The organism is Coleofasciculus sp. H7-1, assembly GCF_057473865.1.
Window position 1 is genome coordinate 13,060 of record NZ_JBYCCT010000072.1, and the last position, 20,522, is coordinate 33,581.

At 47.3% G+C, this 20,522-nt stretch carries 23 protein-coding genes; 8 read left to right on the forward strand and 15 right to left on the reverse strand.

Translation table 11 applies throughout. The features are described 5' to 3' along the window. Nucleotides 1-409 precede the first annotated feature (409 nt). The 7 genes from AC2VDX_RS20190 to AC2VDX_RS20220 form a co-directional block, all read right to left on the reverse strand. Nucleotides 410-1,453, reverse strand: coding sequence for a glycoside hydrolase family 43 protein (locus tag AC2VDX_RS20190; protein WP_378184388.1), 1,044 nt, complete (start codon nucleotides 1,451-1,453; stop codon nucleotides 410-412). Between the two features lies 1 nt (nucleotide 1,454). Then, nucleotides 1,455-2,261: a phytanoyl-CoA dioxygenase family protein gene (locus AC2VDX_RS20195; protein WP_378184389.1), complete on the reverse strand. Its 807-nt coding sequence runs from the start codon at nucleotides 2,259-2,261 to the stop codon at nucleotides 1,455-1,457. A gap of 710 nt (nucleotides 2,262-2,971) precedes the next feature. Then, a complete protein-coding gene (locus AC2VDX_RS20200) occupies nucleotides 2,972-3,409 on the reverse strand; it encodes a hypothetical protein (RefSeq protein WP_378184390.1) in 438 nt (145 codons plus the stop codon). 140 nt (nucleotides 3,410-3,549) lie between these two features. Continuing rightward, entirely contained in the window at nucleotides 3,550-4,566 is a 1,017-nt protein-coding gene (locus tag AC2VDX_RS20205) for a GIY-YIG nuclease family protein (RefSeq protein ID WP_378184391.1), read from the reverse strand. Between the two features lie 319 nt (nucleotides 4,567-4,885). Continuing rightward, on the reverse strand, nucleotides 4,886-5,143 hold the full coding sequence (locus tag AC2VDX_RS20210; protein ID WP_378184392.1) for a hypothetical protein: 258 nt from the start codon (nucleotides 5,141-5,143) through the stop codon (nucleotides 4,886-4,888). Nucleotides 5,144-5,162: 19 nt separating this feature from the next. After that, nucleotides 5,163-5,486: a flavoredoxin gene (locus tag AC2VDX_RS20215; protein ID WP_378184393.1), complete on the reverse strand. Its 324-nt coding sequence runs from the start codon at nucleotides 5,484-5,486 to the stop codon at nucleotides 5,163-5,165. Nucleotides 5,487-5,673: 187 nt separating this feature from the next. Further along, entirely contained in the window at nucleotides 5,674-5,931 is a 258-nt protein-coding gene (locus tag AC2VDX_RS20220; RefSeq protein ID WP_378184394.1) for a BrnA antitoxin family protein, read from the reverse strand. Between the two features lie 86 nt (nucleotides 5,932-6,017). Here AC2VDX_RS20220 and AC2VDX_RS20225 point away from each other — a divergent pair. From AC2VDX_RS20225 to msrB, 3 genes are all read left to right on the forward strand, one after another. Further along, a protein-coding gene (locus AC2VDX_RS20225) for an IS1 family transposase (RefSeq protein ID WP_486928234.1) occupies nucleotides 6,018-6,762 on the forward strand; the annotation gives its coding sequence in 2 pieces (ribosomal slippage) (nucleotides 6,018-6,275 and nucleotides 6,277-6,762; 744 coding nt in all). Nucleotides 6,763-6,877: 115 nt separating this feature from the next. Then, nucleotides 6,878-8,794, forward strand: a complete 1,917-nt coding sequence (locus AC2VDX_RS20230) for a GTPase family protein (protein ID WP_378184397.1) — start codon at nucleotides 6,878-6,880, stop codon at nucleotides 8,792-8,794. Between the two features lie 153 nt (nucleotides 8,795-8,947). After that, nucleotides 8,948-9,442 (forward strand): peptide-methionine (R)-S-oxide reductase MsrB, encoded by a 495-nt coding sequence (gene msrB / locus AC2VDX_RS20235; protein ID WP_378184398.1) that lies wholly within the window; start codon nucleotides 8,948-8,950, stop codon nucleotides 9,440-9,442. A gap of 336 nt (nucleotides 9,443-9,778) precedes the next feature. Here msrB and AC2VDX_RS20240 read toward each other — a convergent pair whose 3' ends face one another. The 4 genes from AC2VDX_RS20240 to AC2VDX_RS20255 all read right to left on the reverse strand — a co-directional run bounded on the left by AC2VDX_RS20240 (nucleotide 9,779) and on the right by AC2VDX_RS20255 (nucleotide 11,610). After that, nucleotides 9,779-10,219: a hypothetical protein gene (locus tag AC2VDX_RS20240; RefSeq protein WP_378184399.1), complete on the reverse strand. Its 441-nt coding sequence runs from the start codon at nucleotides 10,217-10,219 to the stop codon at nucleotides 9,779-9,781. Between the two features lie 2 nt (nucleotides 10,220-10,221). Then, a complete protein-coding gene (locus tag AC2VDX_RS20245) occupies nucleotides 10,222-10,581 on the reverse strand; it encodes a hypothetical protein (RefSeq protein WP_378184400.1) in 360 nt (119 codons plus the stop codon). Nucleotides 10,582-10,687: 106 nt separating this feature from the next. Further along, a complete protein-coding gene (locus AC2VDX_RS20250; RefSeq protein WP_378184401.1) occupies nucleotides 10,688-11,074 on the reverse strand; it encodes an alr0857 family protein in 387 nt (128 codons plus the stop codon). Nucleotides 11,075-11,088: 14 nt separating this feature from the next. Next, entirely contained in the window at nucleotides 11,089-11,610 is a 522-nt protein-coding gene (locus AC2VDX_RS20255; protein ID WP_378184402.1) for an HNH endonuclease, read from the reverse strand. Nucleotides 11,611-12,022: 412 nt separating this feature from the next. Here AC2VDX_RS20255 and AC2VDX_RS20260 point away from each other — a divergent pair, with 412 nt between their 5' ends. Next, complete coding sequence (locus tag AC2VDX_RS20260; protein WP_378184403.1) at nucleotides 12,023-12,361, forward strand: hypothetical protein; 339 nt, start codon at nucleotides 12,023-12,025, stop codon at nucleotides 12,359-12,361. 133 nt (nucleotides 12,362-12,494) lie between these two features. On the opposite strand, the gene apcB is transcribed toward AC2VDX_RS20260, so the two are convergent. Continuing rightward, entirely contained in the window at nucleotides 12,495-13,004 is a 510-nt protein-coding gene (gene apcB, locus AC2VDX_RS20265; RefSeq protein ID WP_378184404.1) for an allophycocyanin subunit beta, read from the reverse strand. Between the two features lie 165 nt (nucleotides 13,005-13,169). Beyond that, a complete protein-coding gene (locus AC2VDX_RS20270; protein WP_378184406.1) occupies nucleotides 13,170-13,508 on the reverse strand; it encodes a hypothetical protein in 339 nt (112 codons plus the stop codon). Nucleotides 13,509-13,980: 472 nt separating this feature from the next. Between AC2VDX_RS20270 and glnA the strand changes: the two genes are divergently transcribed. From glnA to AC2VDX_RS20290, 4 genes are all read left to right on the forward strand, one after another. Further along, the gene (gene glnA, locus AC2VDX_RS20275; protein WP_378184407.1) at nucleotides 13,981-15,402 is read left to right on the forward strand and encodes a type I glutamate--ammonia ligase; all 1,422 of its coding nucleotides are present in this window, start codon (nucleotides 13,981-13,983) and stop codon (nucleotides 15,400-15,402) included. A gap of 500 nt (nucleotides 15,403-15,902) precedes the next feature. Beyond that, nucleotides 15,903-17,021 (forward strand): class I SAM-dependent methyltransferase, encoded by a 1,119-nt coding sequence (locus tag AC2VDX_RS20280; protein WP_378184657.1) that lies wholly within the window; start codon nucleotides 15,903-15,905, stop codon nucleotides 17,019-17,021. 261 nt (nucleotides 17,022-17,282) lie between these two features. After that, entirely contained in the window at nucleotides 17,283-17,786 is a 504-nt protein-coding gene (locus AC2VDX_RS20285; RefSeq protein WP_378184408.1) for a YbjN domain-containing protein, read from the forward strand. A 38-nt stretch (nucleotides 17,787-17,824) separates the two neighbouring features. Continuing rightward, on the forward strand, nucleotides 17,825-18,595 hold the full coding sequence (locus tag AC2VDX_RS20290; protein WP_378184409.1) for a lipoate--protein ligase family protein: 771 nt from the start codon (nucleotides 17,825-17,827) through the stop codon (nucleotides 18,593-18,595). Nucleotides 18,596-18,606: 11 nt separating this feature from the next. Here AC2VDX_RS20290 and AC2VDX_RS20295 read toward each other — a convergent pair whose 3' ends face one another. Then, complete coding sequence (locus AC2VDX_RS20295) at nucleotides 18,607-19,098, reverse strand: DinB family protein (protein WP_378184410.1); 492 nt, start codon at nucleotides 19,096-19,098, stop codon at nucleotides 18,607-18,609. A 36-nt stretch (nucleotides 19,099-19,134) separates the two neighbouring features. Beyond that, nucleotides 19,135-20,346, reverse strand: a complete 1,212-nt coding sequence (locus AC2VDX_RS20300) for a site-2 protease family protein (RefSeq protein WP_378184411.1) — start codon at nucleotides 20,344-20,346, stop codon at nucleotides 19,135-19,137. Nucleotides 20,347-20,522: the final 176 nt, after the last annotated feature.

Here is a 20,522-nt window from a genome sequence, read left to right on the forward strand (position 1 = left end):
TCCCCATCCTGGATAACCAAGAATTTGAAAAAGGTTTTAATCATGACTGAAGTAACACAGTAGTTCTAGGCATCAGAGGTTGCGTAGAACCACTGTATGGCAATTGAGCCGCTAAAAAGATATAGGAAATTTTTATACGAAGTATAAATAAAACCTTTCTAAACACCGGAATCAGTCGGGCGCTGGGTTTGACAATCGCTGAAGGGTTCGCGACCGCAACAACAGCACGGGCTACAGGCGAATTCTAGTGAAGATGCCAGTGCTTCCCCACAAGATGGAGGAGGCACTGGCATTTCTCGATATGCTCATACTTACGTAAGTATTTCTTACCGCAAGCAGTCGGACGTGAGCGGATCGAATTGCTTCGGTTACGAAGAGCGCGATCGCTATGCACTGTTATTATGCACTGTTATATAGTCTGCAATGTCCAGGTGGGACCATCGCCGCGCGGGCCATCCGCCGTCCAAATCAATTTATCCAAGCACATTCGCCGCGCCGATCTGCCCGTATCCCAAGCATGGTAAGCGATATAATCAGTTTGACCATCGGGACCGACAACGATCGAGTTATGACCAGGACCGAGAACCCGATCGAGAACAGTTTTCAATACGCGGGGTCCGGCTTCATTCCCTGCATCGGAGTAAGGACCCATGACGCTATCTGCAACGCCATAATCGACACCGTAGTTTTCCGTTTCCCAGCGCCCACCACTGTAAAAGCAGTAGTAGCGACCTGCATATTTGCGGACACTAGGGCCTTCTAAGGTATGCCAATCATAGCTCGCGCCGTACATCAGACGGTTTGCTAGAAACCGTTGCCAGTCACAGCGGGCGCGTAAAACAACTTTCCCCTCTCCAGCTAGTTTTGTCATCCCTACCAATCGGTCTACCATCAGCGCAGTTCCAGCCCTTACGCCTCCTTCTGTGTCCAGGAAATCGCGGGCGTAGAACAGATACCATTGCCCGTCGTCATCTCGAAAGGGATGCGGATCGATGGCGAAAGGGCACGATTTGGGGTCTACGAGGGGTTCACCGATGTCTTGATAAGGTCCTAAGGGGCGATCGCTAGTTGCAACCCGCAACTGATGGTTCTTGTCTTCATGCCCTACTGAGTAATAAAGATAGAACTTGCGATCGCGTTGCGCCGACCTTGTCGGTTCGCAGTACGCAACTTCCGGTGCCCAAAAGTTATCGCCGAGAGTAGGGTCTGGGCGCAACAGTGCATTACCCGCGAACTCCCAGTTTACAAAGTCCTCAGAGCGCAGGAGGGGAAAAACGCGCCGTTCGCCGATTTCGTCCACCTCTCCCTCTGCTTCTGCTGCACCCGTGCCGATTGCGTAATATACCCCCTGGTGTTCCCAAACAAACGGATCGGCAAAATAGCCGTTGTACACCGGATTAGTGTAGGTGCGAATGCTTGGGAATTCTTCAGGTGTCGGCTCAAATTGAGACATCCTAATACTTAAAATTCACGTAGGTTTCAACTTTGTTCTCCGGCAACTGCTCCACCACTTGGCACCGCAGTAATTCCCTTACTGGCTCTGGCAGACTTTCATAATAGTCCCGTTGCACAGTCAAGTCCACTTTCGCGGTATGCAGCCAATGCATCACATAGCCCATCACAACCATCGGTCTGGGAGTGTTTGTCCGGTTCGGCGAGCCTCGATGTAGCGCCAACGGCGAGCGAATCATCACATCACCCGGCTGCATATAAAAGGACTCCATCGGAATTTCGCCAGCAGCGACCTTCACTAACCCTTCCTCACGAGGCAAGACATGAGTCCCCCGCGCCATTTGAAACGGCCCATTGTCTGCCGTTACTTCTACCAGCGGAAAGTTAACCGCCAGCGCGTAGAGTGGCGTTACTATCTGATCTGAGAAAAGTGGGCGAAAGTCCCGGTGAGTTTCTTGGTAATCCGAACCCTGTACTGGAATATCAGCCCCCAACTGCACCATCTTATATTCTTGGTAAAATACGCGATCGAGAATTCCCAAAATTACTGGATTCGCAAACACATCTACATTGGCAAAGGGAGCAACCCAGGGGAAAGTTAGATAGTAGCGGGATTGTTCGCGGGGTGCCAAACCTCCCGGTTGGTTTTGGCGCTTTCGGAATAATTCATTAAAAGCCTCTCCCCACTCTTCGATCAATCTTCTGTCCAACAAACCCCGAATTACACAAATTCCATCTCGATTAAGTTCTTCAGCAAAGCGATTCAGGTCAGTCGTCGTAAACTTAGCTGTATCTGTAGTTTGAATCATGTTGCTGTTCCTGCTCCAATTCAGGGCGTTAGAGTTGAAGTAAAATCTATCTTTACAAGAGCAAAGTGTTTCAGGAAGCGAGTTTGCTGCTCCCAAAACCTTCCGTGTAATTACTGCTTAACCAGGTGTTCAATCGTTCAGTAATTTCCACGTTTCGCGCTTATGGAATCTCCTGAACTTTTAGATGAAATTGTGACCGAATTGCTTAATCAGCGGGCAAAGAATGAAGCTGTGCAACCTTCACTCATCCTGCAACGGTTGAATTATTAACGACTATCGTCCAATCGTCATTTCCATATCCACAAGCCTTAGTGACCTAGCTTCTCGAAGTTACATCGCTGCTGCTAAAACTGATTCCTCATTGCTAGAGAGAAAAACGTAGCCTCAGATACTAAATACTATTATTCCTCGCGATAGATGCGAAATAGCGATCGCTACCTCAAATCTTAAAAAAACTTTGAGTTAATGTTGCAAGTTGAGCAACACTATTTTTATCTCAATGAAGACTGACGATGAGATGGCGAATGCTTACGGCACGGTAAGCGAACTGACAAGTCAGCGCTTCGCTATCGCCCGCTTGTCCGGTGCAGCGTGGTGTTAAAGACGCGATCGCTGCTGGCTTTGTGGCACAGGCGATCGCTCTGTAGCTTTCTTCAGTAGTTGGCGCTCTTTTTTGAGAGCCATATTTTTGAGGAGCAAGATGGTAGTAGCTAGGTACGTGTAGACTCAGATTTCAATGAGAAAGTTAGCTTAGGTATTCCACTTGCCTGTAAACGGCTTTTGATAATATTTGCAACTTCGCTGTATGACATATCATCTTTAGAACCCAATGGAATGTCTGCTTTCCACTTCCCATTTAAGGTTACAGTCAGCATAACAGGCACTAGAAATTTTCTAGCGGACACATACGCTTTGTTTATATACCCTTCTGATTCGTTAAGCTCTACTTTGACAAAATCCGACAAGTAGGTTTCTAATAGTAACCAAAATGCTCGGTCTACTGTGGATGCTAAGTAGACTTCTTTATAGGGACAGTCAAGCAAATTTGGCGATTGGTATGTGTTACCTTTTTGACCATGTATCATTCTACCGTAGTAAATAGGTTTACGAAGGTCGCCGTAAATAAAAGATTTTACGTAGACAATCATTCTCTTAGCATGATTATTTTCAATATAACTGTCATCTGTGGGTATCCTTTCTAGGTACTTGTTGACCTGATAACGGTTTAAGTCAAGTCTACGTTCTGTTAACAGTGTCTTGAGATACTCTTTCTTGAGTGCAAGGTTAGCTAACCTTGCAGAAAGACAGCATTGTTTTCCTCTTTAGTCTTGCGCTCTATTGAGAAGATTTGCAGTTTGCTTGTGTCTAAGTCTTCGTTAAACAACAGTTTAACCAAATCTTCCTTGTATGGAGATAGTCGTGCTATAGCTGAGCGGCGATATTGGTCGTATAGCTGATTTTGGGGTTCAGAATATGCATACATTCCTACAACTCTTAGCTGGCACTTATTTTTTATCACAGCCAAAGATAGGTCATTAACAGATCGAATTTTTACTCCAGAAAGTTGAATTAATTCGTAGTGTTCAATGAGTGCCACTGCTTCTTGGTTAGTTACATAGACTTCTATAGCAACACCATTAACTAACAGTCTTCTCAGGAAAAACATACCTGAATATTCATAACTTATTTTACCTTTACAAGCCCAATTGTCTGAATAGTTACTTCGCTTCCTAAAAACCTTTTTAAGGAAACGGCACATTGACAGCCAGTCTTGATCTTTGATAGCTTCTCCTAATTCATTTAAATTAATACAAACGTGTATCACCTTAAGAGGTAACACTGCTTTCTGAACTCTCCACTCATCTTGCCAAAAGACAGAATCCTCAATGAGCTTAAGGTCTTCTTTTCGGGGCGATTCTATACCTAGTACAAAGCTATACGGTGCAAGGATAACTAGCGTTTCCCGTAAGAGTGTCTCTGTGGGATGTAGCTTCTTAATCTTAACTTTAGTCCCGTTCAACTGTGGGCTGTATTGTTCAATTCGCTGCCGTTCTATAGCATCAAGCTGCAATTCAGCTACTAGCTCGTAGTAGATTGTAAATTGCTTCTTACGTTGCTTTTGTAGCTGATAGAATCTGTGGTGACTATCGCCCGCCCAGCGGCTACGCAAGTTCTTTGCCTGTCCTATATACCAGATTATAGATTTTTCGTCTATTACGTAATAGATTCCCGACTGTTCGGGAAGTAGATCCCTGCTTTTTATAGCTATATGGGATAGTCGGCGGATATGTTCTTCTGCGTTCATGTTTGTGTTCTGTAGTTGCTACGTGCAGTCTCTACATCTAATATTCCCGATTTAGTGAATAATCTAACGGCGTGTCGTCGTTCTTCTTACAACTGATACTCCGTTTAGCACACATCTTTGCACCTAATTTGGCAATGGCTAACGTAACGCTCGGCGCTGTGGAGGAATCCCGACAATATAAGCTTTCAGGCAGCGGGAAATGATGCCACCAGAGCATTTCAGCTTTGACTGGCTAGTGCCAGATGGTGCTTATTCAAGGGATTAGGGTGTGGATAGCAAGATTAAATTTGGATTGTCGTGTTAGCAGTAAATTATGTTGCTATTGTACTTGAAGTGCAAGGTCTTCCAGTTGCTTGATTCCATTCCAATCAATGACGGCAACCCACAAATGTTCTTCTTCAGAATATTGCACTACTCCATCCACTTCCAAATCTTCACTGTACAGCGTCAGCAACTGACCATCGTGCAACTTGATGTTTTGAAGAGCCAAGTCTTCAATTGTGCCAATACAGTTCAAACGTAAGCGACCCTGGACATCGGCATTATGAAAATCTGCAAAGACTCTTAGTTGACTCATGTGCTTCCTTTGCTGCTTACTACTGCCGAGCTGGATTGGGAATGGCAGGTGTCAGAAGACTGCTGATTTGCTCCGGAGTTAAGCCAGTCAAGGTGGCATGATTTGGACTTCTGCCGGATGTTCGGATTACATCCCCACCTAAAGACCGAACTTCGCCCACTGTAGTTACACCAACCTGTCTATGAGGGATTACTGGTGCCAACTCCACTACAGACAATCCTACTGCACATTCCACGGAAATTCCCGTCACGCCGCTAGGGTGGGTTCCCGTTCCACGTTGGATATCTTCTGGGAGATTGCGACCTCCTCGAACCAGTAAAGCTTCGTCTGGAATTCTCTCCACAAGTGCAAGCTTGCTTGACTCAAATATCCGCTACACTCTACCAAAAATCACTGCTTAACTGTGGTCTAACGGCAAAGCTCACGTTAGATCGACAATAGCGGTATAAGAAGTCTAATTTAGGTAGGGGTGGGGTAATGGTGCAATTAAAGGTGTGGCAGTGGGTAGTATCGGCAATGCCGATCGCACTTCATTTCCCCATCCGCTCAAGTTCCTCTCGTAAAACTCTCCGTAGCGTTTCTTCTAATGGTTCGCGATGCTGTTGGATATGCTGGCGAAGTACATCGTTGATTAACGTCTGATAATTTCCCCCACCTGCTAGATGAACTTGCTCGCGAAACCATGCTAAGACATCATCATCTAATCGGATGGTGATACGTGTTTTCCCTGGCGGCGTTGGCTCGATTGCTCCCCGCTTCCCCTGGCTAAAATCATACTCAGCTTCCATCAGTTATTCTTCCTCATATTGCTGGTAGTGTTCTAGACCTGTGTTTCACGGCAAAATAGAAGAGTCCTGATACCCACTCTCTGCTCATGGTTCTCGAACCCGTTTGCTGCCCCACTTGTCACACCCCTGATGTCGTCAAAAATGGCAAAAGTGATGAAGGTAAGCAGCGCTATCGCTGCCGCAACACCCAGTGTTCGCGTGCCTCTTTCATCCGTGACTACACCTACCGAGGCTACTTGCCTGAGGTCAAGCGGCAAATCAGTGATATGGCGATGAATGGCAGCGGCATTCGGGATACGGCTCGGGTGCTGAAGGTTAGTCCGACGACAGTGATTGAGGAGTTAAAAAAAACATCGGCATCTGGAGCCGGTTAACCGGGCCGTGTTAGAGCAGAAGCCAACTCCTCCCACCGCAGCCATGATAGTGCGGGTAGACGAAGCGGAAATGGACGAGATGTGGAGCTTTGTACAATCAAAGCGGCAGCAACGATGGCTCTGGCATGCCATCGACCATCAAACGGGTGCCGTGCTGGGCTATGTTCTAGCGCCCCATGAAGATGCCGCCCTCTCAGCGCTCATGACCTTGCTCACCCCCTTTGGCATCCAGCAGTTTTACACCGATAGGTGGGGGGCTTACTTGCGATTGCTCGAGCCCGAACAGCATACGGTTGGTAAAACGAACACTCAGCGCATTGAACGAAAACACTTAACGCTAAGGACTCGGATCAAACGGTTGGCGCGCAAAACCATTTGCTTCTCTAAATCTGTCTTGATGCATGACACGGTGATTGGACTGTTCATCAACCGCTATGAATTTGGGCGGGCTGTATGACAACCAATACACAGGTCTAGAACATTACCTTATCCCGCATTATGGGGTCTAGCATCAGAGGAAGTTAGATCGACAATAACGGTATAAGCAGTCGAATCGAGACAGGTTTGGAACAATGGTGCAATTAAAGGTGTGGCAGTGGGTGGTGTTGGCAACGCCGATCGCAACGATCGTCGGTTTCTTGCTAGTATCGGCAGGGTTGCAGATTCATGAGTGGCGGATTAATTGGATCTGGGCTGTATTTACTCTTGTATTCGTGGGTTGGCGTTGGCTGCTGGTTAAGTGGACTCGACCAGCGATCGCGCAAATAGAATCTGTTATGGCTGAGGTCAGCGCTGAACTAGAATCGGGTGCAGGCGACACTGTAGGGCTACCAGCAGCAAATGATGCCGTAAATCAAGCAGAAGTCGCCTATCAAGAGATCCTGAAAGCCGCACAGAGCGATCGCCCGATTTGGGAAGACTGGCAAACCTTTTGGCAGCGATGCCAGGATCTTGTGGTAGCGATCGCTCATGTCTACCATCCTGAAGTAAAGTATCCCCTGCTGAACATTCACGTTACTCAAGCTTACGGGCTGATTCGGGGAACGGTGGACGATCTGGACGGGTGGATACAGAAGTTATCCCCTGCCCTCGATCGGGTCACGATTGGGCAGGCATACCAAGCATACGGCGTTTATCGCAAGCTGGAGCCATCGGCTCGTAAACTCTGGCAAGTATGGAACTGGGCGCAGTGGCTCTTGAATCCGGTGGTGGCGGTGGCAAAACAAGTCACTCAGCGTTCTAGTAACCAGGCAAATCAGGAATTGCTGGGGAATTTGAGCCAGATGCTCCGGGAAGCTGCCCTCCGAAACTTATGTCGGCAAGCGATCGCTCTTTACGGAGGCACTACTACACTACCAGCGTTAGAATCCTCTGTTTCCACACCGACGTTACCCAAGGCAAAAACACAAACTCTCAAAGAAATCTTGTCTCAAGTAGAACCCGTCGAAGTGGTTGAGCAAAAACCCGTCAATATTCTGCTGGTGGGACGAACCGGATCTGGAAAAAGTAGCTTGATTAATACACTATTTCAAGCAGATCGAGCCGCAGTCGATGTGTTACCCAGCACTGATAAGATTCAGAATTACCACTGGCAGAGCCAATTGGGGGAAACCCTGACACTTTGGGATACTCCGGGTTACGAACAAGTGAACCGGGCGGATTTACGAGAGCTTGTGCTGGATTATGCCACCAACGCGGATCTGTTGCTATTAGTCACTCCTGCCCTCGATCCGGCACTGCAAATGGATATGGACTTTCTCAAAGATATGAAGGCAGAAGTTGCAGACTTGAGCGCTATCGCAATTGTCACTCAGGTGGATCGTCTGCGCCCCATCCGCGAGTGGGAACCTCCCTACGACTGGCAAGCAGGCGATCGCCCGAAGGAAAAGGCGATTCGGGAAGCTACCGAGTATCGCAAATCGCTTCTAGGCGACTTCTGCAATCTGGTTCTACCCGTCGTCACAGGTGACACGAAAACGGGTCGAGCTGCATGGGGAGTGGACGCACTATCATTGGCACTGGTGGATGCGATCGCGCCTACTAAGCAACTCCGCCTTGCCCGTTTTTTGCGTAACTTGGATGCCCGCACTGTCGCTGCTGCCAAAATCATCGACCGCTACACCTTCCAGATGACAACTACACAGGGACTGGCTGCACTGCTCAAAAGTCCCGTCCTCCAGTTCATTGCCACGCTGACAACCGGACGACCAAACTTAGCATATCTGCTGGCAGACCAAATTCCCGTGGAACAATTGCCGGTTGTCATTGGCAAACTCCAGATGGCGTATGATTTGTTCTCGCTCTTGAATCCGGGCGAAAACCCTATCAACTTTGACCTGCTATCCCTTTGGTCTTTGCTGTTGGAAAACCCCGCTTCACCAGAACGCAATGCCTGGGCATTTGGTCACGCTTTAGTGGAATATTGGACTCAAAATCTGACAGTTGAACAACTCCGGGAACGGTTTGAATTTTATCTCAAGCAAATTTGAGCCGATGCCTCTTTATCTGATCCAGGCTTCTTAGCGAATTTTAAGCAGGTTATCAGACTTAATTCAGGGCGATCGCGCATCCTAGAGATAGAGCCAAATAAACTCTCTCAAGGTTGAACTGGCTGGTTCACACCGACAACTGAATAATGCAGCATGAAAAAACGTTATCTTTTAAAGGCTGGCGCAGCAATCGTAGGTGCGGCATGGTTATCACGTTATCTAACTGGGAGATCGGGAGTTATGGCAGCTTCAAACAATAACTTTGAAATCAACAAAACTGAGGAAGAATGGCGTAAAATTTTGACGCCCGAACAGTTTAACGTCCTACGTCAACACGGTACCGAACGTGCTGGGGCTAGCCCTCTCGATAAGCAATACGCTAAAGGGATTTATGAGTGTGCGGCGTGTGACTTACCGCTTTTTACCTCTGAAACTAAATTCGACAGCCATACTGGTTGGCCCAGTTTTTATGCTCCCATTGAAGGTGGAATCGGCACATCCACAGACAAGTCACTTTTTATGACCAGAGTTGAAGTGCATTGCCATCGCTGCGGTGGGCATTTAGGTCATGTGTTTAACGATGGTCCACGCCCGACTGGCAAACGCTACTGCATGAACGGTGCTGCGCTTAAATTTATTGCAGGCTGACGATTCCTGTTTGACTGCATCGTTTGGCAGGTGTTTTAGAAGTGTTGACCAATTTTTTAAAATGCCTGAGTTAATTATGGGTTAATACAGTTCAGTTAGCGCCAAAAACCTCTTAGCCCAGTAGGGAATGGTTGAGGAAACGTTACCCAACACTTTTAGGATTTTGTTGGGTAACGTTTCCTCAACCATTCCCTACAATTTTCCTTAACTTCATTTATTAGGCGTTTATGCTCTGTCTCTGTGTCAATGCCTCGTGGCGAAGTTTCAGCAAGTAGCTTAGTGTACTCTTCCTTATTCAGTGTGTTAGTCATCTGTGTCATTTCCCAGATGCAAAGACTACTTGCTTTTTCTGTCTAAATAGCCTTTCAAACCGAAGCCACTTCCTAAGCCACCGGCAAAAGCAACAGTCAACTTCAGTAGCTCTCTATAAACTTCTACATCTTTATTGACTAAGAAAACCGTTAAAAATCCTAAAATAATAATCGTATTAATAAGAGTGTACATTCGAGCTGACTGAGCATCAGCAAACGTTCTCTCATCATCCTTTTCTACAATCTCAAGTATTTTTGAGATATGCTCTTCGTTAATCTTGCCTTGAAGTGGGGAACCAAAAGGTGTAGAAATTCGTTGCATTGAGAGAGTTGCTTGCACCACTCTTTTTACTTCTGCAGGCAGATTTTCTAATTCAGCAGGAATATTATCTAAATCTCCTCTATCATTTTGTGTTTCTTTTTTATTATCGTAGCTTTCATTAAATTGAGGTTCTTGCTCAGACATAATTATCTGCTCCTCAGAAGCCGAGATAGATTAGCTTTATAAACAGTTGCTTCTCTGTCAGAAATGTATTCTTCTAATGCTGGCGATAATTTTGAATTCCAGAACTGCGTAAGCTTATGCTCCAAAGCTTCTTGAACCCTTTCTTCTACTTCATTATCGATAAAGATTGCACAGGCATAGCGTACTAAAGCCTCAAATGCCTTATCGCTAATTTCTCCCTTAGAGTACGAATGAGAGAAGTAAGACAAAGTACCTTTGAGGCTCTCTACATTCAAAGCAGTAAAATTTGCTTGGTTTAAGGCTTCGTGTTTACTAAAGGCATATTTTGCTATTCCCGCAATTCTTTTATTTTCTAAAAACACAGGAATATTCCTCAAATTAAAAAATCCTTTGAACCCTATTCTATTTTTAGATTAACTGTGGAAATGAGTCAAGATGAAAAGGGCGCACTGCGGTGCGCCCCTACAGTTACCTCAAGGAGGAGGTACAAGCTTGTGCATCTTGCCAAAGCTTGAAGAGGAAGAATTCAGCGCGATCGCTCATTGCAGTCACAAAAACACCCTCTCCATTTTTTGAGCCTCCATCCACCCAACTACCATACAGGCAGACTTCAACGTACTCGGCATCGCAAGCACACAAGCCAATAATTTCCGAACCTTCCCGCTGCGCTTCATCTGCCAACCGTCCGATTTCTGGCAAACAAGCCGGAAGCAAGAAGCAAGCGGTGCTGGGTTCGACGGAGATGGGGGTACCCACTCGCAGCGCCAAAATCACCCGCCGTGCCACCCACTCTTCTAGAGATTGAGCTAGACACTCCAAGTAAAAGCCGTTTTCGGTGTAAGTTAATTTCAGCATTGCTTGGTGTCTCCTTACAAATCCAGGTGATCGTGCTGTTCGCGCCAGAACTGTTCGGCAAAGGCAACAGCAGGGTGCATGGGGGCTTTAGGCTGGGTGCGGAGGGGCATTCCCGCTTGAGTAGGAGTGCGATCGCCCTTGCGTTGATTGCACCTTTCGCAGGCGATAACTACATTGTCCCAGGTGTGTTTTCCGCCCTTTGATAAGGGAAGGACGTGATCGATCGTCAACTGTTTCGTGTTGCCGCAGTATTGGCAGGTGTGATGGTCTCTCCGCAGCAATTCCCGACGGTTCACTGGGGGAACCTTCCAAACTCGCTCTGCACTCGTGACGGTGAGGCGAATTTGTTCTGGCACATCGATCACCACGCTGGGCGATCGCACTTGCCAGCCAGCTGCATCGCTAAACTGCAAAGGTTCGGCTTTACCACCGATCAATAGAGCGATCGCTCGCTTAATATTGACCCGGCTCATGGGCAAGTAGTTCTGGGAAAATACAACTACCGACCTACCTAACACGTCAGTTGCGCTTGTCACGACTTGGCTCCTCATACAATTAACCCCCGCCTCTGGTAATTAGAAGCGGGGGCTGGAAAAACTTTTTGAGTCTTCTCGTCCTATGTTGGTACAGCTACTTTTAGCCTGTACCTCCCGCTTGGTTTGTTTAGTTCGGGTTCTGCAAACCGCAGACTCCCACTATTATGGCGCTCCAAATTTTTATCAATCTCCCTACCTTGCCCCTGGCAACCATATCCACCCATAAAAAGAAACTCCACGCCCGCACCGACTGATTCCCAACCCGTTAAGGAGTAGGAATCGCTGGCTGATGAGATGGAGAAAGCAGGTGTATGTCTCACAGGAAGGCTTCTTGAATGGTTTAACTTGAATGTGGCTTTCAATATACTACACTTGTATTACTAATCTGTCCACAAATTTTAGGAGAAAAATCATGCGTACCCTACCTCGCACCTCAACTACTGAAATGGAAGTCACCAGCATACGCTTGGAGAGAGAACTGAAGGAAGAACTCAAGGAACTCGCAGGTCATCAGGGATATCAAGCTTTGATTCGAGATATCCTCTGGAACTACGTGCAGCAGAAATCCGATGATTATAAACCTCAATTCTCCAGGTCTGATATCCTCTCTAGCGTTCCCGCCACAGCGCAGCAAGAACAACGCTGTGTACTGACGGGCAAGTTTATCCGACCGCAGGAGCCAATGCTGTTAGGATTTACCAATCATGGCGATCTGGTTCCTTTAAGTATTGAGAGTTTGTCATCGAGATAGGCTTTTGGTGTCTTCAAATTAGCGTTAGTACAGCATAAACAAAAGCGATCGCACTCTACCCCAGTACAAGGTAAAAAGTGCGATCGCTCACCAGCTCTTAGCTAATCGTTAATTATTCATTGCTATTAGCTGCTTAGACATCCTGTTCGCTTAAATCGCGGGTCATGTGGTCAAAGGGCTGATCCACAAATGCTGTATTTGTAACCCCAGCCGCTGCCACTTGTTCTTTCACAATGTCCTTCATGATTTGGATGCCCATCACGGTGGGGCCAATCGGCACTCCCAACGAGTTGTAAGTTTCCCGAAGACCTTGCAGCACCCGCTCATCCAGCACATTCGTATCACCTGCAACCAACGCATAGCTGGCATAGCGCAGGTAATAGTCCATATCCCGCAGACAAGCAGCATAGCGACGAGTCGTATATGCATTCCCGCCTGGTTGAATCAGTTCCGGCAGTTCTTCAAACAGCCGTGACCCCGCCTGCTTCACAATCGAAGCTGCATTGGAGTTAATCACAGCAGCCGCCTGGACTCGTGCTGTGCCGGTTTCAAAATAGGATTTCAGGGAATCTACGGCATTGCGATCCAGGTAACGACCCGTAACATCGTAATTCTTAATCAGGTTTGTGACTGCGTCGCGCATGAAATTGCTCTCCCAACAACAAGCTATATAGATGATTTTCTATTGTTTAGTGTGCTGTTGCATACCCAGTTTCTAGGGTGTAGTGTACAACAACAAACACTTTCACTAGCATATCTCCATCTCCACAAGCATCTTCACTAATGTTGAGAGCGATCGCTACAATTTTTAGAGAGCAATTTTTTCCGGGGTGATGCTGCAAGCCCTCTGGCGCATCAGGTTGCCATCCCGTGACTGACCCGTAGAGCTAGCTTTTCGACGACGGCTCACCGGCTTCAACCAACAGACGCCTCTCATCGGCACTGGCAGTAATGTCAGCTCTTCTGGATATCGCGGCTGCGGATCGTTGAGCAACCAGATGGGCGGCACCATCATCGGGTCATATTCAGCAATAATATCAACTACTCCAGGACGCTGCTTTAGCTCCACTCTCGTCCCAGGTCGATACTCAAATGCCTCTTGTTGGTCAAAATCTTGCTCAAAATCCGTATTTAAATTAAACATCATGCTTCCCCCCGCACAAAAGTAGCAAAAGCTACTGATTAGTAAAATTGTTGCTGTATATGAGATTCTTTTGTAAATCTTGCTACAAATTTTAACTTTTTATAGTTCCGGGATCAATCCGGACTCCCCTATTCTGTATAGCTGAATACAAAATCTCCTGGCACCTATCCCTAGGATGATCCAGTACATTGATGCCTTCCGTCTTGAAAAAAGGCTGAAGACTGTTAGCGTAGCGGCGCATAAGCGCGGACAGGGGATTGAGTGGGAGAGTTCTTGAGATGGGCAAAAGGGGAGAAAAAAGATTTTCAGCCAGGAAAGTTGTACTTCTGGATAGGGAAGTCTCACCTGAAAAGGCTTGCTTTCAATCCAGGTTCTACCCATCTGGACTTGACGATTCACCAACCCTGGCGATCGCTCTTACTGTTTTTTCTGCTTTCCAGACTGAGCCAGCTTAGAAATTAAGGAGTCCGTCATAATGTTCCAGACCCCGCAAGAATTTTTGACTTACGTCAAAGAAAAAAACATCCAGATCATTGACCTCAAGTTCATCGATATGCCGGGTATCTGGCAGCATTTGTCGATGTATCAGAACCAAATTGACGAAAGTAGCTTCACCGAGGGCGTACCCTTTGATGGCTCCAGTATCCGGGGTTGGAAAGCCATCAACGAATCAGACATGGCGATGGTGCTAGATCCGACAACTGCCTGGATCGACCCATTTATGGCAGAGCCGACTTTAAGCATAGTCTGTAGCATTATCGAACCCCGGACGGGCGAACCTTACAGCCGCGACCCCCGCACTATTGCTCAGAAGGCAGTAGACTACCTAATTTCTACCGGCATTGGCGATACAGCCTTCATTGGTCCAGAAGCTGAATTCTTTATCTTTGATGATGTCCGCTTTGACCAAAACCAGCATGAAGGCTATTACCACGTAGATTCCGTGGAGGGACGTTGGAATTCTGGTAAAAAAGAAGAGGGTGGCAACCTCGGTTATAAACCCCGCTACAAAGAGGGTTATTTCCCAGTCGCGCCGACGGATACCTCGCAAGATATGCGGACAGAAATGCTGCTGACGATGGCGAAGTGCGGGGTGCCGATTGAAAAGCACCACCACGAAGTTGCTACCGGCGGTCAGTGCGAACTTGGTTTCCGCTTCGCAACTTTGGTGCAAGCTGCTGACTATCTGATGACTTACAAGTACGTCATCAAGAACGTTGCCAAGAAATATGGCAAAACAGTCACATTCATGCCGAAGCCACTGTTTAACGACAACGGTTCTGGGATGCATACCCACCAGTCGATTTGGAAGGATGGACAGCCGCTATTCGCAGGCGATAAGTACGCTGGCTTAAGTCAAATGGCGTTGCACTACATCGGTGGCATCCTCAAGCACGCACCGGCGCTGTTGGCTTTGACCAACCCCACGACCAATTCTTACAAGCGCTTGGTGCCCGGTTTTGAAGCACCCGTGAACTTGGCTTACTCCCAAGGCAACCGTTCTGCCTCGATTCGGATTCCGCTGTCTGGTACCAATCCTAAAGCCAAGCGCTTAGAGTTCCGTTGTCCGGATGCGACTTCTAACCCCTACTTGGCATTTGCTGCCATGCTCTGTGCGGGTCTAGATGGTATCAAGAACCAAATTGACCCCGGCGAATCCTTGGATAAGGATATTTACGACCTGACCCCAGAGGAACTGGCGAACGTTCCTTCCACCCCAGGATCTCTCGAAGGTGCCCTGGAGGCATTGGAAAGCGATCACGCTTTCTTGACCGAGACTGGCGTGTTCACCCCAGACTTCATCCAAACTTGGATTTCATACAAGCTCGATAACGAAGTCAACCCGATGCGGCTGCGCCCCCATCCCTACGAGTTCGCTCTCTACTATGATTGCTAATTCCTCATTTACTCGATGGGAATGCAAATTGTGTGGAGGCAAAGCCTGACATTTTTGCTAGGCTTTTGCTTCTAATGCAGACTCTGCCTCCTGATTGTCTGACAAATCTCGGATGTGTAGGCTCTCTTTGAGTTCACGTTCCCCAGCACTGGTTTAGTTTGTTGGGTTTCGCTTACGCTCTACCATTCCCTACGATTTTTAAAGGGTTTCAGGAGTTTTGGATAGTCTTTCAGTCTGCCTCCCTTAAAGCGTTCCAAGCTGTAGAAATGGGGAAACCCCATCCTGAAAAACGCTTAATCCCTAGCCCGCCACCCTTAGGGGTGGCTCTTTTTCTTGTCCCACTGGAGACAGATGGCAGTTGGAAAAACTGCGTTAACATAAAAAATATGTCTTAACAAAAAGACATATAATTGCTCAGCTTTTTCATAGTCATACTCAGTTTTCAGCACCCCTTGTTAGCCTCTATGCAGTCAACCTCAAACCTTGACCCAGCAACTACTATTACTGAGACTCTAACCAAGCTGACCTATCAGACTTTTCAGCAAGGCAAAAATTACTTTGGTTTAGCTCATAAAATATTAAATTCGCAGTTGCTGAATTTAATTTCTCCTCAGGTAGAGGTGAAAACCAAACCGATTCCGCCAGATGTTATACAAAAACTGAAACAAAGGCACGATCGGATTATCGAAGCTGATTGGCAGGATGCCGAGCGAGGTGTATATCCCGCTAGCTTACTGTTTGATAACTCATGGAGCGATTTTTTCCGCTATTATCCGATGGTTTGGCTGGATACGCTGCAAATACATCAGCGGGCTAAACAGAAGCGGTATCAAGAATTTTCGCCAAACATTTCTACGGATGGTTATCCTAGCTACTACCTGCAAAACTTCCATCATCAAACTGATGGTTACTTAAGTGATTGGTCAGCCAATCTCTATGATTTGCAGGTAGAAATTCTTTTTGGTGGCACGGCAGATGCGATGCGGCGACGGATTCTCGCGCCATTGAAACAAGGGCTGAAAGCTTTTGATTCTATTCCACCCAGACAAATTCGCATTCTCGATGTGGCTAGTGGAACGGGGCGCACTTTGAAATTAATCCGGGGCGCTTTGCCTGAAGCATCTCTGTTTGGGATAGATTTGTCACCCGCTTACTTGCGGAAGGCGAATCAGTTGTTATCTGAAAATCCTGGAGAATTGCCCCAACTCCTACAAGCGAATGCTGAGAAAATCCCCTACGTGGATGAGCATTTCCATGCGGTTACTTGCGTGTTTCTCTTCCATGAGCTTCCGGCAGCGGTGCGTCAGCAGGTAATCGAGCAGTGCTACCGAGTCACGAAACCGGGTGGAGTCTTTATTATCTGCGACTCGATTCAGGTCAGCGATGCTCCAGACTTGATGCCACTGATGGAAAACTTTCCAGAAACATTCCACGAGCCGTACTACAAACATTACATTAGGGATGATTTGGTGAAACGGTTGGAGAAAGCAGGCTTTGAGAATATTTCGACTGAAGTTCATTTTATGAGCAAGTATTTGATTGCTCATAAGCCGGTTTCTGACAAGACAACGGCTTTAGATGGAGAACAGTCTTTAAGCGATCGCCAACTAATGGTTTGAAACGCGGGTGTCGAGAAGCAGTAGAAGCAGACGAAACCCGTGCTAACGCTCGTTACTAGGGTGGTCTACCCGTCCTGGTAACGAGAATAAAAGGAAGAAGTTAAAGGCGAGAGCGATCGCCTATGCGGCGATGATTGGGCTACTTATTGGGCTACTTAACGTTTGAAAACAAAAAACTAATCTTTAGAGGTGTCCTCCAAATGTGCCTCTAAACGATAGAGTTGGTCTAGGCAAACCGCAAAACGATAAGCAGAAGGTATTATGACCACCAACCAGCCTGCTGTGGAAAGTGTTTCCACCCAAGGACTGTCAACTGAGGATATAGTTACCAATGAGCTGATCGAGGATGCAACGGTAGTCAACTATGTTGATGTGATTCAAACCGTTATCTCCAGCCTGGATCAGGACGATACGGCAATGGTGAGCCGTGGCGAAGACAGCAGCTATCTTTGGAAATTTAAGTACGGTAGCGTTGAGGTGTTTGTGCAACTCACGGGTATCACTGAGGAGGATACTTTCACCGTTTGGTCTTATGTCCTGAAGCTACCTGCCACGAACGAACCGCTTTTGATGCGGAAACTTCTGGAAATGAATTGGTCGGACACGTTTGAATCCCGTTTTGGCATTGTGGATAACCAAGTGGTAGTGCTAACATCTCGCACTGTCGCAGAGCTTTCTCCCGGAGAAATTTCCCGCGCTGTCACCGTTGTAGCAACGATTGCAGATAATAACGACGAAGCTTTACAAGCTGAGTTTGGTAGTTAGTCATTGGTCATTGGTCATTGGTTTTAGGCAAATGACAAATGACCAATAACTGCTATTGGCGTTTGATTCCGCTGCTGGAAGCGTCAGGTCGTGTCCAGATGGCAATCGACCGATGGTTACTGGAGCAGCACCATCTGGGTTTGCATCCCCCAGCCTTACGGTTTTACACCTGGTCTCCAGCGGCAATTTCCCTGGGATATCATCAACACCGCTTGCCTGCATCTTGGCAGCAGCTAGCTGCGGCGGGTGTAGTAGATTTGGTGCGGCGTCCGACTGGCGGACGAGGAGTGCTGCACCAGGGCGATTTAACCTACATGGTGGTAACGTCGGGACTAGCTGGCAGTCCCATCCAAGCGTACCAGGAAATTTGTGAGTTTTTGATTCAAGGATGGCGATCGCTTGGTTTAGAATTGCACTACGGTTCGGCAGGACGGGGTTACATTCAAAATCCCAATTGTTTTGGCACCGCTACGGGTGCCGATTTAGTTTTAGCGGATAATTCTAAATTAATTGGTAGCGCCCAGATGAGGCGAGGCAATACCATTTTGCAGCACGGATCGATGCGTTTGTCGCCGGACGCCACGCTGTTTGAGCAGGTGTTTGGCGAGGCTGTGACGCCGATCAAGCTACCGATTAATCAACAGGGAGAGGCGCTAATTCCCACAGTTGTAGAAGCCTTGACGGTAGCAGCTAGCGATTGTTTTGGTGTCGAGATGCGGGTGCAGCCTTTATCAGAAGAGGAGTGGCAGGAAATTTTGGCGCAGCCAGAATTAGCGATTTCCTCACAGAATAAATATGGACAATGCTAACGCTACTAACTCTAAGGTCGGATAACTCGGTGCATATCTAGAACTGGCGGGGCAATTTCTGTTTGCGTCAACAAATCGTGAACTTGTCCCCGGTGGTGTGTCTGATGATTAAAAAAGTGTGCGATCAACAAATCAACCGGATCGATATAGATATTTCCTTGGTTATTGCGGTACTCGATCGTACCGCTCAAGAATTCGTCGTTTAAACTAGCCGCGAAGGCTTCGATGCGCTCATCTTCTGATATACGCGCTTTTGTAAGCTGGTCGAAATCCTCATAGAGAATCGCGTTGAGTCCGGTGGAGGGGACTTCTTTGCCCTCAAACCGCGACAACCAGATGCGATCGCCTACCATGATGTGATTAAGCGTCCCGTGAATACTTTTGAAAAAAGCGGGTCTGGTGCGCTTACGTTCTACATCGTCCAGCCGAGTGCAAACTTCATAAAGTCTGCGATTTGCTAGCGTGTTGTAGCGTGCGAGCATCTGGAAGTGCTGTATGAGCATATTCAGACTCGTTTCCTAGTGTCATCCTAGTGTCAATTAATCAGTTGTTGATTTTGCGATCGCTTGTAACTGCAAACTCGGCGGATAGGTGCCCTCTGCCTTGACGCGCTTGATTTCTGCATCGGAAATGAGTAAATTTAGCTTCGATGCCACAGCGCGGACAATATCGCCCCGGTCGATAATACCGGCGACTGTCCCAGCGGGTGAGAGGACAGTCATCCAATTTAACTGCTTGGCTTCGATGCAGTTAATCACTTCCACCAAGGGCATTTTCTCTTCAACAGTGGCAATTTCCGTCAGGGGATGCACAATACTATGCAGATTTTGAGTTTCCCACAGACTACGCTCTACAAAATGCAAATCTTCAACAGAGACTAAACCGCGATAGCGACCTTCACTCGCCGCAAAGTAAACCGGAAAGTGAGAGGCAACTGTTGCAACTTCCAGAATGTACTCATCGGCAAACTGGCGCAAGGTCTTATTTGCATCCACAACCCGAAATTCTTGGGTCATGGCGTCTTTAGCCACTATCTGGAGCAAGGATTCTTGGAGGGTGGTCATTCGGTCGTAGGAACGGGCATTGCGAATACCAAACCAGCCGAGTAAGGCAATCCAGAAGCCACTGAACCACTGATCCTGGAACGCAATAATCGACATTCCCACAGCGATCGCTCCCCAACCTAAAATTAAACCGCTTTTGGCTGCCCAACGGACGCCCTGAAAGCGATTTCCGGTGAACTTCCACACGGCTGCTTTCACAACTTGTCCGCCATCTAAGGGGAGACCGGGAATCAGGTTAAATAATGCCAAGATTAAGTTAATCTTCGCCAAGTCTAATGCCATGACCTGCACGATACCGGATATTGGCAGCCCATGAGCCAGTAGGTTAAATAGCAAATACAGCACTAAGCTAACCGCAGGACCAGCGATCGCCACTTGAAAGGCTGCGCCTGGGGTTTTGGATTCCCGGTCAATCGCCGCAATCCCGCCAAATAGAAATAAAGTAATCGAATTTACTTCGATGCCTTGCGATCGCGCGACTAAACTGTGACCCAGTTCGTGCAGTAAAACCGAGCCAAACAGCAACAAAGCCATTAATAATCCCGCACCCCCGCCTAGCACTGGCCCCAATACTGGTGAGAAATCCAGGGCGTTCGCAAAGGCGATCAAAGCTAAAATAAAAAACCACGAATAATCTATAAATAGCGGAATTCCGAATAGAGAGCCAACTCGCCAAGCTGCCTGCATTAAACTTTCCTATTCTTACCCTGCACTTACCAGGATATACGACGGCTCTTGTAGAAGGTTGAACGATGACTAATGAAGCGTGAAGTAGGAGAGTGAGCCTTGCCTACAATTAGGGCAATTGGCGAGCAGTGCCCACCCTACCAACTTCACTTAAAAGACAGTTATTATCGAGACGC

Coding starts and splice junctions, on each gene's coding strand:
- AC2VDX_RS20190 (WP_378184388.1), bottom strand. CDS start 1,453: ATGTCTCAATTTGAGCCGACACCTGAAGAATTCCCAAGCATTCGCACC.
- AC2VDX_RS20195 (WP_378184389.1), bottom strand. CDS start 2,261: ATGATTCAAACTACAGATACAGCTAAGTTTACGACGACTGACCTGAAT.
- AC2VDX_RS20200 (WP_378184390.1), bottom strand. CDS start 3,409: ATGATTGTCTACGTAAAATCTTTTATTTACGGCGACCTTCGTAAACCT.
- AC2VDX_RS20205 (WP_378184391.1), bottom strand. CDS start 4,566: ATGAACGCAGAAGAACATATCCGCCGACTATCCCATATAGCTATAAAA.
- AC2VDX_RS20210 (WP_378184392.1), bottom strand. CDS start 5,143: ATGAGTCAACTAAGAGTCTTTGCAGATTTTCATAATGCCGATGTCCAG.
- AC2VDX_RS20220 (WP_378184394.1), bottom strand. CDS start 5,931: ATGGAAGCTGAGTATGATTTTAGCCAGGGGAAGCGGGGAGCAATCGAG.
- AC2VDX_RS20230 (WP_378184397.1), top strand. CDS start 6,878: ATGGTGCAATTAAAGGTGTGGCAGTGGGTGGTGTTGGCAACGCCGATC.
- msrB (WP_378184398.1), top strand. CDS start 8,948: ATGAAAAAACGTTATCTTTTAAAGGCTGGCGCAGCAATCGTAGGTGCG.
- AC2VDX_RS20240 (WP_378184399.1), bottom strand. CDS start 10,219: ATGTCTGAGCAAGAACCTCAATTTAATGAAAGCTACGATAATAAAAAA.
- AC2VDX_RS20250 (WP_378184401.1), bottom strand. CDS start 11,074: ATGCTGAAATTAACTTACACCGAAAACGGCTTTTACTTGGAGTGTCTA.
- AC2VDX_RS20260 (WP_378184403.1), top strand. CDS start 12,023: ATGCGTACCCTACCTCGCACCTCAACTACTGAAATGGAAGTCACCAGC.
- apcB (WP_378184404.1), bottom strand. CDS start 13,004: ATGCGCGACGCAGTCACAAACCTGATTAAGAATTACGATGTTACGGGT.
- AC2VDX_RS20270 (WP_378184406.1), bottom strand. CDS start 13,508: ATGATGTTTAATTTAAATACGGATTTTGAGCAAGATTTTGACCAACAA.
- glnA (WP_378184407.1), top strand. CDS start 13,981: ATGTTCCAGACCCCGCAAGAATTTTTGACTTACGTCAAAGAAAAAAAC.
- AC2VDX_RS20285 (WP_378184408.1), top strand. CDS start 17,283: ATGACCACCAACCAGCCTGCTGTGGAAAGTGTTTCCACCCAAGGACTG.
- AC2VDX_RS20290 (WP_378184409.1), top strand. CDS start 17,825: ATGACCAATAACTGCTATTGGCGTTTGATTCCGCTGCTGGAAGCGTCA.
- AC2VDX_RS20295 (WP_378184410.1), bottom strand. CDS start 19,098: ATGCTCATACAGCACTTCCAGATGCTCGCACGCTACAACACGCTAGCA.
- AC2VDX_RS20300 (WP_378184411.1), bottom strand. CDS start 20,346: ATGCAGGCAGCTTGGCGAGTTGGCTCTCTATTCGGAATTCCGCTATTT.